This is a genomic window from Streptomyces aquilus, assembly GCF_003955715.1.
Classification (GTDB): domain Bacteria; phylum Actinomycetota; class Actinomycetes; order Streptomycetales; family Streptomycetaceae; genus Streptomyces; species Streptomyces aquilus.
In genome coordinates, this window is the sequence record NZ_CP034463.1 from 8,071,649 (window position 1) to 8,086,639 (window position 14,991).

The following is a 14,991-nucleotide window of genomic DNA, read 5'->3' on the forward strand; positions in this document are numbered from 1 at the left end:
GTCAGAAGATAGATAGGGGGCATGCCCCCGTCAACGGTTGTGACGGGCGCGGTCTGGGTGCGCCGTACAGGTACGTACGATCTTGGAAGGAGATGTGTCACCGGGAGGGGATGGCGTGAGCGTGCCGACAAGCCGGGTCGTGTTCGGGGCCGCCGGTGCCCGGCCGTGCACCCTCGTGCTGTGCCGCGGCTGCTGCTGCGGTGACGCGCGCAAGCACCCGGGGGTCGACCACCAGTGGCAGCTGGACCGGTTGCGGGCCGCCGCCGCTCAGTCCGGGGGCCGGCTCGCGGTCCGTACGACCGACTGCCTCGGCCCCTGCGACCAGGCCAACGTCCTGGTCGTGCAGCCCTCGGGGGAGGGCCGGCGGCGCGGCGGCCGGGCGACCTGGATCGGCTGGTCCGGCGACGACGCCTGCACGGACGACGTCCTCGACTGGGTGGCGGCCGGCGGCCCCGGCCTGGCCGACCCCCCGGCCACCCTCACCCTCCAGTTCATCAACCCGCCCCGCCCGGAGCCGCGCCGCTCCCGCCGCTGAACGCGCGGCCCCCGGCGGAAATCCAGGGGCGACCCCGCCCGTCCCAGGGATACCGTCACGGCGTGGACGACGAGGACGGATACTTCCCCGAACCCATCGCGGCGACCTACGACGAGGCGTCGGCGGACATGTTCCGACCGGACGCCGTAGGGCCGGTCGTCGACTTCCTGGCCGAACGCGCCGGTGACGGCAGAGCACTTGAGCTCGGCATCGGCACCGGACGCATCGCGCTGCCGCTGGCGGCCCGCGGTGTCCCGGTCCACGGCATCGATCTCTCCCGGGCCATGGTCGACCGACTGCGCGCCAAGCCGGGCGGTGACGCGATCGGCGTCACGATCGGCGACTTCGCGACGACGAAGGTCGACGGCCCCTTCTCGGTCGCCTACCTCGTCTTCAACACGATCATGAACCTCACGACGCAGGACGCCCAGGTGGCCTGCTTCCGCAACGTCGCCGGCCACCTGGCGCCCGGCGGCTGCTTCGTCGTCGAGGTCATGGTCCCCGAGCTGCGCAAACTACCGCCCGGGCAGCACGCCGTACCGTTCCATGTCGGTGCGCGGCGGCTGGGGTTCGACACCTACGACACCGCGACCCAGGCGATGAGTTCGCACCACGTCAGGATCGCCGACGGGCACGCCACGTACACCGAGATCCCCTTCCGCTACGCCTGGCCCGCCGAACTGGACCTGATGGCGCGGCTCGCCGGGCTCCGGCTGCGGGAGCGATGGGAGGGGTGGACGCGGGAGCCCTTCGGCCACGACAGCGGCCGGCATGTCTCCGTCTGGGAGAAACCCGCACACTGACTGCGGCACACCCACCGGAGCGAAAGGAATTCCGTGCGACTCCACACCCGTGAATGGGGCACCGGCGACCGGACGGCCCTGCTCGTCCACGGCATCATGTCCGACTCCCGCACCTGGCGCCGCGTCGGCCCGGCCCTCGCGGAGCGCGGTTACCGGGTGACCGCGGTCGACCTGCGCGGCCACGGCCGCTCCCCGCGCGGCGAGTACACCCCGCGGCTCTTCGCGGACGACCTCGTCGACACCCTGCCGACCGGTGCCGACGTGGTCATCGGCCACTCCCTCGGCGGGCTCGCCCTGTCCCTGGCGGTGGAGCGGCTGCGCCCCTCCCGGGCGGTCTACTCCGACCCGGCCTGGGCGTCCCCCGACCCAGAACAGCCGCTGGACCCCGAGGTGTTCGCGTCCGGCAAGAACGTCACCCGGGAACACATAGCCCAGTTCAACCCGCGCTGGGACGCCGAGGACGTCGACGTCGAGGTGGCCACGCTGGCCGACTGGGACGCGGACACCTCGTACTTCCTCGACGGCCGCCCCCTCACCGGCTTCGTCCCCGACCGCCCGGTCGTGCCCTCCCTCGTCCAACTCGCCGACCCCAGCTTCCTGGTGGGCGCCGAGGACGTGACGCGGCTGCGGGCGAGCGGCTTCGAGGTCCGTACGGTCATCGGGGCGGGGCACACCATCCACCGTGACGACTTCGACGGGTTCCTGAAGTCCCTGGACGGCTGGATCTGACCGGCCGCCCTCTCAGGCCGCCAACGTGCTGTCCCAGTCCAGCAGGTGGACGAGGTCGTCCTCGCCGGGGCGGGGCGCGCCGGTGGGCCGGCCGCCCCGGGAGAGGGCGCCGCTGACGGTGATGTTGTGTTCCACGCGCGGGCGGCGCAGCGCCTCGTAGCGGGTGAGCGCGGCGTCGAGATCCGGGGCGTCCCGCAGCGACTTGGCGAGGACGACCGCGTCCTCCAGCGCCATCGACGCGCCCTGTCCGGTCGCCGGGGAGGCCGCGTGGGCCGCGTCGCCGACGAGCAGGGTGCGCGCGGAGCGCCAAGGGGTGCCGACGGGTACCTCGGTGGCGTCGGTGGCGAAGATGGCGTCGTGGGTGGCCGCGACGATGTCCGCGGCGGGCCCGGCGTCCGCGCGCAGCAGCTCCACCAGCGGCTCCCGCCACCCGCCGGGCGCCTTCGGGGGTACGTCGGCCACGCGGGCGAACCAGTACGTCTCCCCGTCGGGTGACACCGCGTACCCGAAAGCCGCCCGGCTGCCGCGCACCATGGTGATCTGCTCGGCGGCGCCCGGCGGGCGGGCGGCGCCGGTGTAGCCGTAGAACACGCGCTGCCCGGCGTACTGTGGGCGCACGCCCGGGGCGATCGTCTCCCGGACGGTGGAGTGGAGGCCGTCGGCGCCGACGAGCAGGTCGGCCGTCGCGCTGCCGCCGTCCGAGAAGCGGGCGGTGACGCCGTCCGGGCCCTCCTCGACGGCGGTCAGCCGCACCCCGTGCCGGACGTCGACGCCCCGGCGCACCGCCTCCGCCTGGAGCGCGGCGTTGAGGTCGCCGCGGCGCACGCACCGGAACCGCAGGCGCGGGTCGTCGGCCTCGCCCAGCGGCCCCCGCCCGATCTCCTCGCCCGCCGCGTCGAGCACCCGCATCTCCCGCAGCGGGAACCCGACCGCCCGGACGGCGGCGTCGGCGTCGAACTGGGCCAGCGCCCGCATGCCGTTGCTCGCCAGCGTGAGGAACGCGCCCAGATCCTCCGCCGAGTCGGGGTGCGCCTCGTGCACGACGACGTCGGCGCCCGCCTTGTGCAGCGCCAACGCCGTTGCCGTGCCGCCGATTCCGCCGCCGATGACCCTCGCTCGTATGCGCATGTGAACGAACGTACCCGGGACAACTGCCCCGCTGGGAGCGGGGGTTCGGACGCGTCAGTCGCCCGACAGGTCCAGCAGCACCTTGGAGGCCACCGTGCGGTCCTGGGCCGCGGCGAACGCGGCGACGGACTGGTCCAGCGGGAAGGTGTGCGTCACGACCGGGTCCACGGGCAGCCCCTCGGCCAGCAGGGCGAGCGCCTCGTCGAACTCGGTGTCGAAGCGGAAGGCGCCGCGCAGTTCGAGTTCCCGGGTGACCACGACGTTGCCCAACAGGCCGATCTCGCCCGGCGGAAGCAGGCCGAGGAGGACGACGGTGCCGCCGCGGTGGACGCGTTCCACACAGGTGCGCAGTCCCGCCGGGGCGCCCGACGCCTCGATCGCGAGGTCGAAGTCCGCTGCCCAGGACGGGTCTTCGGGCCGGTCGGCCCGTGCCGTCGAGGTGGCGCCGACCGCCGTCGCGATGCGCAGCGGCTCGTCGAAGAGGTCGCTGACGACGACCTCGGCGGCGCCCCGCCGCCGCAGCGCGGCCACGACCAGGCAGCCGATCGGTCCCGCGCCGGTGACGAGGACCCGCCGACCGCGCACCTCGCCCGCCCGGTTGACGGCGTGCAGCGCCACCGACAGCGGCTCGGCGAGGACGGCACGCCGCAGGCCGAGGCCCGGCGGCAGCGCCCGGATCTGCTCGGCGGGCACGGTGATGGTCTGCGCGAACCCGCCCTGGACGTGCGGGGTGTGGGCGGCGCTGCCGAGATAGCGGGTGCGGGCGCAGATGTTGCGCCGCCCGCCGGCGCACTCGGGGCAGGTGCCGCAGGGCGTGGCGGGGTGGACGGCGACGGGGGTGCCGGGTGCCGGGCCGTCGGTGCCGGGGCCGAGGCCGGCGATGTGGCCGACCACCTCGTGGCCCAGCACCATGGGCTCGCGCAGGGCGAAGTCGCCGACCCGGCCCTGGTGGTAGTAGTGCAGGTCGCTGCCGCAGATCCCGCCGAGGGCGACGGCGACCGCGACCTCACCGGCGCCGGGACCGTCGTACGGCCGTTCCTCGACCCGGAGATCACCGGCTCCGTGGACGACACAGGCGTGCATGGGGACTCCCTCGGGGTTCACAGGACGGAGAGCATGCCGCCGTCGACGTACACGAGCTGTCCGTTGACGAAGTCGGAGGCGGGGGACGAGAGGAAGAGCAGGGCGCCGACCAGGTCCTCGACCTTGCCCCAGCGGCCCGCCGGGGTCCGCCCGCGCACCCAGGCGCTGAACTCCTCGTCGGCGACCAGCGCGGAGGTCAGTTCGGTGTCGAAGTAGCCGGGGCCGATGCCGTTGACCTGGATGCCGTGCGGGCCGAGGTCGGCGCACATGCCCTTGGTGAGCATCTTCAGGCCGCCCTTGGTGGCGGAGTAGGGGGCGATGCCGGGGCGGACCGCCTCGCTCTGGAGCGAGCAGACGTTGACGATCTTGCCGTGGCCGCGCGGCACCATGCGCCGGGCGACCTCTCGGCCGACGAGGAAGGCGCTGGTGAGGTTGGTGTCCAGCAGGCCGTGCCAGTCCTCGTCCGTGAAGTCCAGGAGCGGCGCGCGGCGCTGGGCGCCGGTGTTGTTCACCAGGATGTCGATCGGCCCGGCCCGGTCCTCGACGCGGGCGACGGCGTCGGTGACCGCGGCGGAGTCGGTGACGTCGAAGGCCTCGGCCAGGACCCGGTCGCCGAACGACTCGGCGAGCTCCTCGCGAGCGGCCTCCAGGGCGAGGGCGTCGCGGCCGTTCAGGACGACCGTGCAGTCCGCCTCCAGCAGCCCGACGGCCAGCGCCCGGCCGATGCCACGGCTCGAACCGGTCACCAGGGCCACCTTGCCGGTGACGTCGAAGAGAGGATGACTCATGGCTGTTTTTCCATTCAGTGGAAAACTTATCCACTCAATGGTAATCTGCCGAGCATGAGTGCCACCAGTGAGGTGCCGGCCGATGTCGTGGGCCGGGCGATCCGGCTGCTCGTCCTGGTCGGCGAGCACCCGCACGGCATCACGCTCTCCGAGCTGTCCCGGGCCAGCGGCGTCGCCGTCAGCACCGCGCACCGACTGGTCAACTCCCTGTGCCGGGAAGGCCTGGTGGAGTTCGAGACCGCGGGCAAGCGCTACAAGCCGGGCCTCCGTCTGTTCCAGCTCGGCCAACAGGCGGGCCAGGTCTACGGATTCGCCGGCACCGCCCTCCCCGTGATGCAACGCGTGACGCGGCAGACCGAGGAGGCCACCCTGATGTCCGTCCTCGACGGCACCCGCCATCTCTACGTGCACTACGTCGACGGCCCGCTGCCGGTCGGCGTCCGCAGTGACCCCGGCCGGCACGGCCCGCTGCACTGCACCTCCATGGGCAAGGTCCTCATGGCCTTCGCCCCCGAGGACGTCCGCGAGGACCTCCTCGACCGCGTCGAGCTCACCCCGTACGGCCCCCGGAGCATCACCGACCGGGACGTCCTGCGCGAGGAGGTCGCCCGCGCCGCCGGACGCGGCTACGCCACGGCCGACGAGGAGCACCACGCGGGTCTGCGCGCCGTCGCCGTGCCCGTCCTGCGCCCCGACGGCACCGTCTTCGCCGCGCTGTCCACCGCGGCGCCCGCCTTCCGCCGCAGCATGGACGACATGGTCGCGATGGTGCCGGTACTGCGGGCGGCGGCCGAGGAGCTGGGGGTACGGCTGCCGGCGCGGTGACCGGATCGAGATCTAGCGGCCCTCGGTACCCGCTGCCCCGAACACCTTCAGAATCCGCTCGGCCGCCAGCGTCGCCGTCAACTCCCCGTCCCTGACCTGCTGTTCGAGACCGGGGGCGAGGGCGCGGACCGCCGGATCGGCGTGCAGCCGGTCCAGGAGTTCGTCGCGGACCATGCTCCAGGTCCAGTCGATCTGCTGGTCGCGGCGCTTGGCGGTGAGGCGGCCGGTGGAGTCCAGCAGGGTGCGGTGCTGCTCGATCCGCTCCCAGACCGTGTCCAGACCGGTCGACTCGCGGGCGCTGCAACTCAGGACCGGCGGGGTCCAGGCCGGGTCCGGGCCGTGCATCAGCCGCAGCGCGCCCGCCAGTTCGCGGGCGGCCGCCTTGGCGTCGCGCTCGTGCGGGCCGTCCGCCTTGTTCACGGCGATCACGTCGGCCAGCTCCAGGACGCCCTTCTTGATGCCCTGGAGCTGGTCGCCGGTGCGGGCCAGGGTCAGCAGCAGGAAGGTGTCGACCATGTTGGCGACCGTGGTCTCGGACTGGCCGACGCCGACGGTCTCCACCAGGATCACGTCATAGCCCGCCGCCTCCATCACCACGATCGACTCACGGGTCGCCTTCGCCACACCGCCCAGCGTGCCGGCGGTGGGGGAGGGGCGCACGAACGCCGCCGGGTCGACGGCCAGGCGCTCCATGCGGGTCTTGTCGCCGAGGATCGAACCGCCGGTCCGCGTGGAGGACGGGTCCACGGCGAGGACCGCCACCCGGTGGCCGAGGCCCGTCAGCAGGGTGCCGAAGGCGTCGATGAAGGTGGACTTGCCGACGCCGGGCACCCCGCTGATCCCGATCCGCCGCGACCGGCCGCTGTGCGGGAGCAGCGCGGTGAGCAACTCCTGCGCCAACACCCGGTGTTGGGGGCGGGTCGACTCGACGAGCGTGATGGCGCGCGCGATGATCGCCCGCTTCCCGTCGAGCACGCCCTTCACATACGCGTCGACATCGATCACAGGTCGTGCCCGAGGTCCGACGCCAGCCGCTCCACCAGGTCGTGGGCCGCGTCCGGGATCACCGTCCCGGGCGGGAACACGGCCGCGGCGCCCATCTCCAGGAGCGTGGGCACGTCCTGCGGCGGGATCACCCCACCGACGACGATCATGATGTCGTCGCGGCCCTCCTCGGCCAGCGCCTCCTTCAGCGCCGGTACGAGGGTGAGGTGACCGGCCGCCAGCGACGACACCCCGACGATGTGCACGTCCGCCTCGACCGCCTGCCGGGCCACCTCGGCCGGGGTCTGGAACAGCGGGCCGACGTCGACGTCGAAGCCGAGGTCGGCGAAGGCGGTCGCGATGACCTTCTGGCCGCGGTCGTGGCCGTCCTGGCCCATCTTGGCGACCAGGATGCGCGGACGCCGGCCCTCCGCCTCCTCGAAGGCGTCGACCAGGGCGCGGGTGCGGTCCACGGACGGGGACTCCCCTGCTTCGTTGCGGTACACGCCGGAGATCGTACGGATCTGGCTCGCGTGCCGGCCGTACACCTTCTCCAGGGCGTCGGAGATCTCGCCGACGGTCGCCTTGGCGCGGGCCGCGTTCACCGCCAGCTCCAGCAGGTTGCCCTCACCGCCCGCCGCGCGGGTCAGCGCGTCCAGCGCGTCCTGGCAGGCCCGCTCGTCGCGCTCGGCGCGCAGCCGGCGCAGCTTCTCGATCTGCTGGGCGCGCACGGAGGAGTTGTCGACCTTGAGGACCTCGATCGCCTCGTCGGTCTCCACCCGGTACTTGTTGACGCCGATCACCGGCTGCCGGCCGGAGTCGATGCGGGCCTGGGTGCGGGCCGCGGCCTCCTCGATGCGCAGCTTCGGGATGCCGGCGTCGATGGCCTTGGCCATGCCGCCCGCCGCCTCGACCTCCTGGATGTGCTGCCAGGCCTTGCGCGCGAGGTCGTACGTCAGCTTCTCCACGTACGCGCTGCCGCCCCACGGGTCGATGACCCGGGTGGTGCCTGACTCCTGCTGGAGCAGCAGCTGGGTGTTGCGGGCGATGCGCGCGGAGAAGTCGGTGGGCAGCGCGAGCGCCTCGTCGAGGGCGTTGGTGTGCAGCGACTGCGTGTGGCCCTGCGTCGCCGCCATCGCCTCCACGCAGGTACGCGTGACGTTGTTGAAGACGTCCTGCGCGGTCAGCGACCAGCCGGAGGTCTGCGAATGGGTGCGCAGGGAAAGCGACTTGGCGTTCTTCGGGTCGAACTGCTTCACCAGCTTCGCCCACAGCAGGCGCGCCGCGCGCAGCTTGGCGACCTCCATGAAGAAGTTCATGCCGATCGCCCAGAAGAACGACAGCCGGGGCGCGAACGCGTCGACGTCCAGGCCGGCTTCACGCCCCGCGCGGATGTACTCGACCCCGTCCGCGAGCGTGTACGCCAGCTCCAGGTCGGCCGTCGCACCCGCCTCCTGGATGTGATAGCCGGAGATCGAGATGGAGTTGTACCGCGGCATCCGCTGCGAGGTGAAGGCGAAGATGTCGGAGATGATCCGCATCGACGGCTTCGGCGGATAGATGTAGGTGTTGCGGACCATGAACTCCTTGAGGATGTCGTTCTGGATGGTCCCGGCCAACTTCTCGGGCGGTACGCCCTGTTCCTCGGCGGCGACGATGTAGAGCGCCAGCACCGGCAGCACCGCGCCGTTCATCGTCATCGACACGGTCATCTTGTCCAGCGGGATGCCGTCGAAGAGCTGCCGCATGTCGTAGATGGAGTCGATGGCCACGCCCGCCATGCCGACGTCACCGGTCACGCGCGGGTGGTCGCTGTCGTAACCGCGGTGCGTGGGCAGGTCGAAGGCGACCGACAGGCCCTTCTGGCCGGCCGCGAGATTGCGGCGGTAGAAGGCGTTGGACTCCTCGGCCGTGGAGAAACCCGCGTACTGGCGGATCGTCCAGGGCTGGTTCACGTACATCGTCGGGTACGGGCCGCGCAGATACGGCGCCATGCCCGGACGCGTGTCCAGGAAGTCCAGGCCCTCCAGGTCCTGCCCGGTGTAGAGCGGCTTGACCGGGATGCCCTCCGGGGTCTCCCAGAGCAGGTCGTCGCCGTCACCGGCCTTCTTGACGGCCGCCTGCCAGTCGTCGGCGGTGCCGGTGGCGGCCGGGGTTCCGAGGTCGATCCCGGAGAAGTCGGGGACGGTCATCGGGAGACCCCCAAGCGGTCGAGAGCGTCGGTCAGTACGGAGACGGCGTCGCAGCCGGCGAAGACGTAGGAGTCCACGCCCGCGTACTCCGCCGGGCGGCCGGCGAGGGAGACGTGCGTGGCCCCCGCCGCGCGCAGTTCACGGGCGGTGTCCTCGGCCTGCTCCGCGTACAGCGCGTCGCTGGAGCACAGGCAGACCTCGGTGGCGCCGCTCTGCGCGAACGTGCCCTCGGTGACGGCCTCGATGCCGCCCGCCTGGAACAGGTTCGCGGCGAACGTCAGCCGCGCGGTGTGCGCGGCGGCCGGACCGAGCGCGGCCAGGTAGACGCGCGGGCGGCTGCCGGTGGCGGCCAGATGGGCATCGGAGCGGGCGCGCAGTTCCTCGTACGCCTCGTCGCGGCGCACCCGCGGCAGTCCGCCGGACAGCGGCTCGGGAGCGGGCGCGCGGACGACCGGCTTCTCGGCCAGGTGCGGGAACTCGCTGACGCCGGTGACCGGTTCGCGCCGCTTGGCGAGCTTCTTGGAGCGCTCCGCCCAGGTCGTCGCCAGGTCGGTGCGCAGCCGGCCCGAGCGCAGCACGGCCGCCTGCCCGCCGTCCCGCTCGATCGTCCGGAAGAACTCCCAGGCCGCGTGGGCGAGTTCGTCGGTCAGCCGCTCCACGTACCAGGATCCGCCCGCCGGGTCGATCACCCGGGCGAGGTGGGACTCCTCGATGAGGATCGTGGAGGTGTTGCGGGCGATACGACGGGCGAACGCGTCCGGCAGCCCCAGCTCCTGGTCGAAGGGGAGCACCGTGACGGCGTCGGCGCCACCGGCACCGGCGGCCAGCGTCGCGATCGTCGCCCGCAGCATGTTCACCCACGGGTCGCGGCGCGTCATCATCACCGGCGAGGTCACCGCGTGCTGCACCTGGGCGCCCGCCTTCGGCACCCCGCACACCTCGGCGACCCGCGCCCACAGCCGGCGCGCCGCGCGCAGCTTGGCGATGGTCAGGAACTGGTCGGCGGTCGCCGCGTACCGGAACTCCAGCTGGGCGCAGGCCTGTTCGGCGCTCAGCCCCGCCTCGGTCAGCGCCCGCAGATAGGCGACACCGGTCGCCAGCGAGGCGCCCAGCTCCTGCGCGGCCGAACCGCCGGCCTCGTGGTAGGGAAGCGCGTCCACGGTCAGGGCGCGCACCCCGGGGTAGCGCTCGGCGAGCTTCAGCACGGGCGCGAGGTCGTACGTCCGCCCGGTGCGGGCCTCGAAGCCCAGCGGGTCGGCGCCGAGGTTGCCGCGCGCCGCGTCGGGGGCGATGCCGCGCTCCTCGTACAGCTTCAGCAGCTCCTGGGCGGCGGCCTCGGTCTCGGCGCCCGCGTCGAGGACGACCGGCGCGAGGTCGAGGTAGACGCCGTCGAGCACCCGGCCGAGTTCGGACACCCGGATGCCGCTGCCCTCGCCGAGCGGCAGCCACACGGAGGTGACGCCGTTCTCCAGGTCGGTCAGGACGGCCTGGCCGTCCGCCGCCGCGTGCCGCTGGCGTACGTCCCACCCGCCGACGGTGTTGCCCTGTGCCCGGCCGCCGCGGACGAACGGGGCGAAGCCGGGCAGGCCGGGGTCGGGGGCGGCGTCGCGCGCGGTGTACAGGGGGCGGGCGCCGAGTCCGTCCTCGAGCGCGGTGGCCAGGGCGTCCTCCGCCGCCGCGCCCGAGACCTCCTTGCCCGACTTGCGCAGCACCCCGGCCACCAGGTGTTGCCATTCTTCGTGTGTCGCGTCAGGGAACTCGGCGGCCAGCGCGAGCCCGTCGTCAGGCAGGACCGTCATGCTCGGATGCTAGGGCAGATCACTGAAGTTCCAGCAGAGTGCAAGGCTGTGACCTTGTTCTCGCTCGGAATGTGACCTGGCGCACTGGCCTGCCGCGACCGGTCACCGACGCAGTTTGACCCTGCTGACCGCGACCACGCCGAGCGCTGCGAGGGCGATCTGGATGAGCCACTCGACCCAGTCGACACCCTTGGTGTCGGCGACGTCCAGGCCGGAGGCTATGCCGGTTCCGATGAACGCGGCGACGATGCCGATGAGGATCGTCCACAGAATGCCGATGCGCTGGCGGCCCGGGACGACGAGCCGGCCGAGCACACCGATCACGATGCCGATGACGATCGCGCTGATGACGCCTGAAATCTCCATGGCCGGTCCGCCACCCCTCACTCGTTGGTGAGATACGAGTGCCCGTTCGAAGCCCCACTAGGCCTTGCCGCGGAAGGCCCAGTCCATCCTCGGTTCCATCACGCACCGGAAGACCCCGCGCACCGGCGCCGTGCACAGCGCGGTGACGATCGCCCCGGCGATCAGGGAGGCGGTGATCTTGCCGATCGGCTCGTGGAAGAAGCCGACGTGGGACCAGTGCCAGTGGTTGGCGGCCTGGATGAAGAACCCGTGCAGCAGATAGCCGTAGAGCGTGCCCGCGCCGAGTGCGGTGAACCACGTCCGGCGTCCCGGCACCCAGGACAGGAAGCAGCCGACCAGGACCAGGGAGCAGCCGAACAGGGCCAGGGTCATCAGCGGCCCGTACCAGTCGGGCACCGCGAAGTCCTCGGCCGCGTCCTTGTGGAAGAACCAGGCGTAGTCCATGCGCGGCACGGACCAGTAGGCGAACACGAGCGCCGCCAGGAAGACCGGCACCGCCGACAGCCGCACCCGCCACTGCCGGACCAGACTGAAGTGCTCCGGGCGCAGGCACAGTCCGAGCACGAAGTACGGCAGGAACTGGAGCGTGCGCTGGAGGTCCAGGTCCTTGCCGATGGACGGGGTGAGGGTGGCCAGCGCCGCGACGGTGAGCGCGACCGGCAGCGGCCATCGCACCAACCGCCAGATCGGCGTGGTCAGCCGCCAGACGAACAGCGCGGTCAGGAACCAGGTCAGATACAGCGGGTCCAGCAGACTGATCGGCCGGTCCGGTTCGCCGTCGGACCAGCGGGTGAAGAGGGTGTACGCCGTCTCGAAGACGACGTACGGCACCACGACACCCGTGACGAGCCGCCTGATCTTCGCGGGACTGGCGTCGAAACTCCGGGAGAAGTAGCCGGAGATGATGATGAACGCCGGCATGTGGAAGGCGTAGACGAGCGTGTAGAGCGCGGTGACGGCCCGGCTGTCGGAACGCAGCGGCTCCCACGCGTGCCCCATCGCCACCAGCACGATCGCCAGGTACTTGGCGTTGTCGAAGAACGCGTCCCGCCGTGGGGGCTGCTTCGCCGGCGCGGCCGTGAAACCCGCGGGGTGAGTTGCTCGTCTTACGGAGGTTGCGGGTGTGGTGGCAGAGCGCGGCATCCTGCTCGCCTTGCCGACTCCGGGCGACGTAAACCACCGAGCGGCGGAACAACCGGAAAGTCCCGAGCGTTGTGCTCTTGACCAGCGTGCTTTGCGCACCCTTTACCATGGGGTGCGACGACACACCCCGATCCACCGACCCGAGAAGGAGAAACGAGCCCGCGATGGGTGAGCCTCCCAGTACCAGCCGTGCCGACTCCCGCCCGTCAGAGGGAACGGGGGTGGCGCGGTGACCGAGGTCCTGCTGCTCCTGGCAGCCCTCCTGCTGACTCTGGCCTGCGCGGTGTTCGTCGCGGCCGAGTTCTCCCTGACCACCGTCGAGCGCGGTGAGCTCGAACGGGCCGTCGAGGCCGGCGAGCGCGGCGCCGAGGGCGCCCTGAAGGCCGTACGCCGGCTGACCGTCCAGCTCTCCGGCGCCCAGCTCGGCATCACCGTCACCTCACTGGTGATCGGCATGCTCGCCGAGCCGTCGCTGGCCGCGCTGCTGCGGGGCCCGTTGCAGGCCGCGGGCCTCGGCGGGGCCGCCCCGACGGTGGCGACCGTTCTGGGCGTGGCGCTGTCCACGGTGGTGCTGATGGTGATCGGCGAGCTCGTCCCGAAGAACTGGGCGATCTCCCGGCCGCTCGCGGTCGCGAAGGTGGTGGCCGGACCGCAGCGCGGCTTCACGGCCGCGTTCGGCCCGTTCATCCGCCATCTCAACGACACCGCGAACCGTGCCGTACGCCGGATCGGCCTGGAGCCCGCCGAGGAGCTGGCCTCCGCCCGCAGCCCCGAGGAACTGGCCGCGCTGGCCGAGCACTCGGCGGCCGAGGGCGCCCTGGAGGCGGACTCCGCCGCACTGTTCGTGCGCACCCTGCACCTGGGCGAGCTGACCGCCGAGAACGTGATGACCCCGCGCGTCGACGTCCAGGCCCTGGAGGCGCACGCGACGGCGGCCGACGCGGCGAACCTGACGTACGCCACCGGCCTGTCCCGCTTCCCGGTCTACCGCGACAGCCTGGACGAGGTCATCGGCACCGTCCACATCCGTGACGTGCTGGCCCTGGCGCCCGAGAGGCGCGCCGTCACCCCGGTCACCGAACTGGCCACCGAGCCGCTGCTGGTGCCGGACAGCCTCCCCGCGGACCGGCTGCTGGAGCGGCTGCGCACGACGCGCACGATGGCCGTGGTCATCGACGAGTACGGCGGCACCGCGGGCCTCGCGACGATGGAGGACATCGTCGAGGAGGTCGTCGGCGAGGTCCGCGACGAGCACGACCCGGTCGAGGCGCCCGATCTGGCACCTGTCGGACCGGGGGCGTGGGAGGCGGACGGCTCCGTCCGCATCGACGAGCTGGAGGAGACCGGACTCACGGCTCCGGAGGGTCCGTACGAGACCCTCGCCGGCCTCGTCGCCACCCGGCTCGCCCGCATCCCCGTCAAGGGGGACGTCGTCGCGCTCGACGGCTGGGTGCTCGACGTCCTCGACGTGGAGCACCACCGCGCCGACCGTGTCCGCATCACCGCTCCGGCGCCCGTCCAGGTGCCGGTCCAGGCGGGGGAGGAGTCCCGATGACCGTCCTGCAACTCGTCATCGGCGCCCTGACGCTGCTGACCAACGCGTTCTTCGTGGGCGGCGAGTTCGCCCTGATCTCCGTGCGCCGCAGCCAGATCGAGCCGCGGGCCAAGGAGGGTGACAAGCGGGCCCGGATGACCCTGTGGGGCCTGGAGCACCTCTCGGCGATGATGGCGACCGCCCAGCTGGGCATCACCGTCTCCTCGCTGGTGCTCGGCGCGGTCGCCGAACCGGCCATCGCGCATCTGCTGGAGCCCGGCTTCGAGGCGGCGCACATCCCGCACGGCCTGGTGCACCCGATCGCCTTCGTCATCGCGCTCGCCGTGGCGACGTATCTGCACATGCTGATCGGCGAGATGGTGCCCAAGAACATCGCGCTCGCCGCCCCCGTGGCGACCGCGCTGGTGCTCGGCCCGCCGCTGGTGGCGCTCACCCGGCTGCTGCGGCCCGTCGTGTTCGGCATCAACGCGTTCGCCAACACCCTGCTGAAGCTGCTGCGCGTCGAGCCGAAGGACGAGGTGGAATCGGTCTTCACCGACGACCAGCTGGCCCGGATGGTCGTCGACGCGCGCGAGGCGGGGCTGCTCTCGCCCGCCGACGGCGAACGGCTGCGCGACGCCCTGGAGCTGGGCACCCGCCCGGTCGGCGAGATCCTCGTCCCGGCCCGGCGGATGCGCACCGTCGACGCCTCGGTCACCCCGGCACGCCTTGAGCGGGTGGCCGCCGAGGCGGGCTACTCCCGCTTCCCGGTCACCGGCCCGCAGGGCACGCTCCTCGGCTATCTGCACATCAAGGACACCCTCGGCGTCGCCGACCGCGACCGGCCGTTCCCGCGCACCGCGCTACACCCGGTCACCCGGGTCCGCATCGACACCCCGCTGGACGACACCCTGACCGCCCTGCGCGCCGACGGCAGCCATCTGGCGGCCGTGACGGGGGAGGCGGGTGCCGTCCTCGGCTTCGTGACGATGGAGGACGTGCTGTCCGAGCTGGTGGGGCCGGCGCCGGCCGCCGTGTGACGTCCGGCACCGGCCGTCGTGTGACGCGGCCGGCGCGGCCGG

The 14,991-nt window shown here is 72.5% G+C and carries 14 protein-coding genes; 6 read left to right on the plus strand and 8 right to left on the minus strand.

The features are described from left to right. Positions 1 to 115 precede the first annotated feature (115 nt). From EJC51_RS37015 to EJC51_RS37025, 3 genes are all read left to right on the plus strand, one after another. Complete coding sequence (locus EJC51_RS37015) at positions 116 to 535, plus strand: (2Fe-2S) ferredoxin domain-containing protein (RefSeq protein WP_126275042.1); 420 nt, start codon at positions 116 to 118, stop codon at positions 533 to 535. Positions 536 to 597: 62 nt separating this feature from the next. After that, complete coding sequence (locus EJC51_RS37020; protein ID WP_126275043.1) at positions 598 to 1,338, plus strand: class I SAM-dependent DNA methyltransferase; 741 nt, start codon at positions 598 to 600, stop codon at positions 1,336 to 1,338. Positions 1,339 to 1,371: 33 nt separating this feature from the next. After that, positions 1,372 to 2,067, plus strand: coding sequence for an alpha/beta fold hydrolase (locus EJC51_RS37025; protein WP_126275044.1), 696 nt, complete (start codon positions 1,372 to 1,374; stop codon positions 2,065 to 2,067). 12 nt (positions 2,068 to 2,079) lie between these two features. Here the strand turns inward: EJC51_RS37025 and EJC51_RS37030 are convergent, their stop codons facing one another. The 3 genes from EJC51_RS37030 to EJC51_RS37040 are packed head-to-tail and all read right to left on the minus strand — an operon-like array spanning position 2,080 to position 5,066. After that, the gene (locus EJC51_RS37030) at positions 2,080 to 3,195 is read right to left on the minus strand and encodes an FAD-dependent oxidoreductase (RefSeq protein ID WP_126275045.1); all 1,116 of its coding nucleotides are present in this window, start codon (positions 3,193 to 3,195) and stop codon (positions 2,080 to 2,082) included. 54 nt (positions 3,196 to 3,249) lie between these two features. Then, positions 3,250 to 4,278 carry an L-idonate 5-dehydrogenase gene (locus tag EJC51_RS37035; protein WP_126275046.1) on the minus strand — a complete coding sequence of 343 codons (1,029 nt, stop codon included), beginning with the start codon at positions 4,276 to 4,278 and terminating at the stop codon, positions 3,250 to 3,252. A gap of 17 nt (positions 4,279 to 4,295) precedes the next feature. Next, entirely contained in the window at positions 4,296 to 5,066 is a 771-nt protein-coding gene (locus tag EJC51_RS37040; RefSeq protein WP_126275047.1) for an SDR family oxidoreductase, read from the minus strand. 54 nt (positions 5,067 to 5,120) lie between these two features. Here EJC51_RS37040 and EJC51_RS37045 point away from each other — a divergent pair, with 54 nt between their 5' ends. After that, positions 5,121 to 5,891 (plus strand): IclR family transcriptional regulator, encoded by a 771-nt coding sequence (locus tag EJC51_RS37045; protein WP_126275048.1) that lies wholly within the window; start codon positions 5,121 to 5,123, stop codon positions 5,889 to 5,891. Positions 5,892 to 5,903: 12 nt separating this feature from the next. Here EJC51_RS37045 and meaB read toward each other — a convergent pair whose 3' ends face one another. The 5 genes from meaB to EJC51_RS37070 form a co-directional block, all read right to left on the minus strand. Continuing rightward, on the minus strand, positions 5,904 to 6,896 hold the full coding sequence (gene meaB, locus EJC51_RS37050) for a methylmalonyl Co-A mutase-associated GTPase MeaB (protein WP_126275049.1): 993 nt from the start codon (positions 6,894 to 6,896) through the stop codon (positions 5,904 to 5,906). Next, positions 6,893 to 9,067 (minus strand): methylmalonyl-CoA mutase, encoded by a 2,175-nt coding sequence (gene scpA / locus EJC51_RS37055; RefSeq protein ID WP_126275050.1) that lies wholly within the window; start codon positions 9,065 to 9,067, stop codon positions 6,893 to 6,895. Before scpA ends, meaB begins: the two co-directional genes overlap by 4 nt. Then, positions 9,064 to 10,866 (minus strand): methylmalonyl-CoA mutase family protein, encoded by a 1,803-nt coding sequence (locus EJC51_RS37060; protein WP_126275051.1) that lies wholly within the window; start codon positions 10,864 to 10,866, stop codon positions 9,064 to 9,066. Before EJC51_RS37060 ends, scpA begins: the two co-directional genes overlap by 4 nt. 102 nt (positions 10,867 to 10,968) lie before the next feature. After that, positions 10,969 to 11,232 (minus strand): GlsB/YeaQ/YmgE family stress response membrane protein, encoded by a 264-nt coding sequence (locus EJC51_RS37065; RefSeq protein WP_126275052.1) that lies wholly within the window; start codon positions 11,230 to 11,232, stop codon positions 10,969 to 10,971. Between the two features lie 57 nt (positions 11,233 to 11,289). Continuing rightward, positions 11,290 to 12,375, minus strand: a complete 1,086-nt coding sequence (locus EJC51_RS37070) for an acyltransferase family protein (RefSeq protein WP_126275053.1) — start codon at positions 12,373 to 12,375, stop codon at positions 11,290 to 11,292. Between the two features lie 229 nt (positions 12,376 to 12,604). Between EJC51_RS37070 and EJC51_RS37075 the strand changes: the two genes are divergently transcribed. Then, entirely contained in the window at positions 12,605 to 13,930 is a 1,326-nt protein-coding gene (locus EJC51_RS37075; protein ID WP_126275054.1) for a hemolysin family protein, read from the plus strand. Further along, positions 13,927 to 14,949 carry a hemolysin family protein gene (locus EJC51_RS37080; protein WP_126275055.1) on the plus strand — a complete coding sequence of 341 codons (1,023 nt, stop codon included), beginning with the start codon at positions 13,927 to 13,929 and terminating at the stop codon, positions 14,947 to 14,949. The genes EJC51_RS37075 and EJC51_RS37080 overlap by 4 nt, the downstream gene beginning before the upstream one ends. Positions 14,950 to 14,991: the final 42 nt, after the last annotated feature.

Excerpts from the sequence above, each read along its gene's own strand:
- EJC51_RS37030 (WP_126275045.1), bottom strand. The coding sequence starts at position 3,195 with ATGCGCATACGAGCGAGGGTCATCGGCGGCGGAATCGGCGGCACGGCA.
- EJC51_RS37035 (WP_126275046.1), bottom strand. The coding sequence starts at position 4,278 with ATGCACGCCTGTGTCGTCCACGGAGCCGGTGATCTCCGGGTCGAGGAA.
- EJC51_RS37040 (WP_126275047.1), bottom strand. The coding sequence starts at position 5,066 with ATGAGTCATCCTCTCTTCGACGTCACCGGCAAGGTGGCCCTGGTGACC.
- EJC51_RS37045 (WP_126275048.1), top strand. The coding sequence starts at position 5,121 with ATGAGTGCCACCAGTGAGGTGCCGGCCGATGTCGTGGGCCGGGCGATC.
- scpA (WP_126275050.1), bottom strand. The coding sequence starts at position 9,067 with ATGACCGTCCCCGACTTCTCCGGGATCGACCTCGGAACCCCGGCCGCC.
- EJC51_RS37060 (WP_126275051.1), bottom strand. The coding sequence starts at position 10,866 with ATGACGGTCCTGCCTGACGACGGGCTCGCGCTGGCCGCCGAGTTCCCT.
- EJC51_RS37065 (WP_126275052.1), bottom strand. The coding sequence starts at position 11,232 with ATGGAGATTTCAGGCGTCATCAGCGCGATCGTCATCGGCATCGTGATC.
- EJC51_RS37070 (WP_126275053.1), bottom strand. The coding sequence starts at position 12,375 with ATGCCGCGCTCTGCCACCACACCCGCAACCTCCGTAAGACGAGCAACT.
- EJC51_RS37080 (WP_126275055.1), top strand. The coding sequence starts at position 13,927 with ATGACCGTCCTGCAACTCGTCATCGGCGCCCTGACGCTGCTGACCAAC.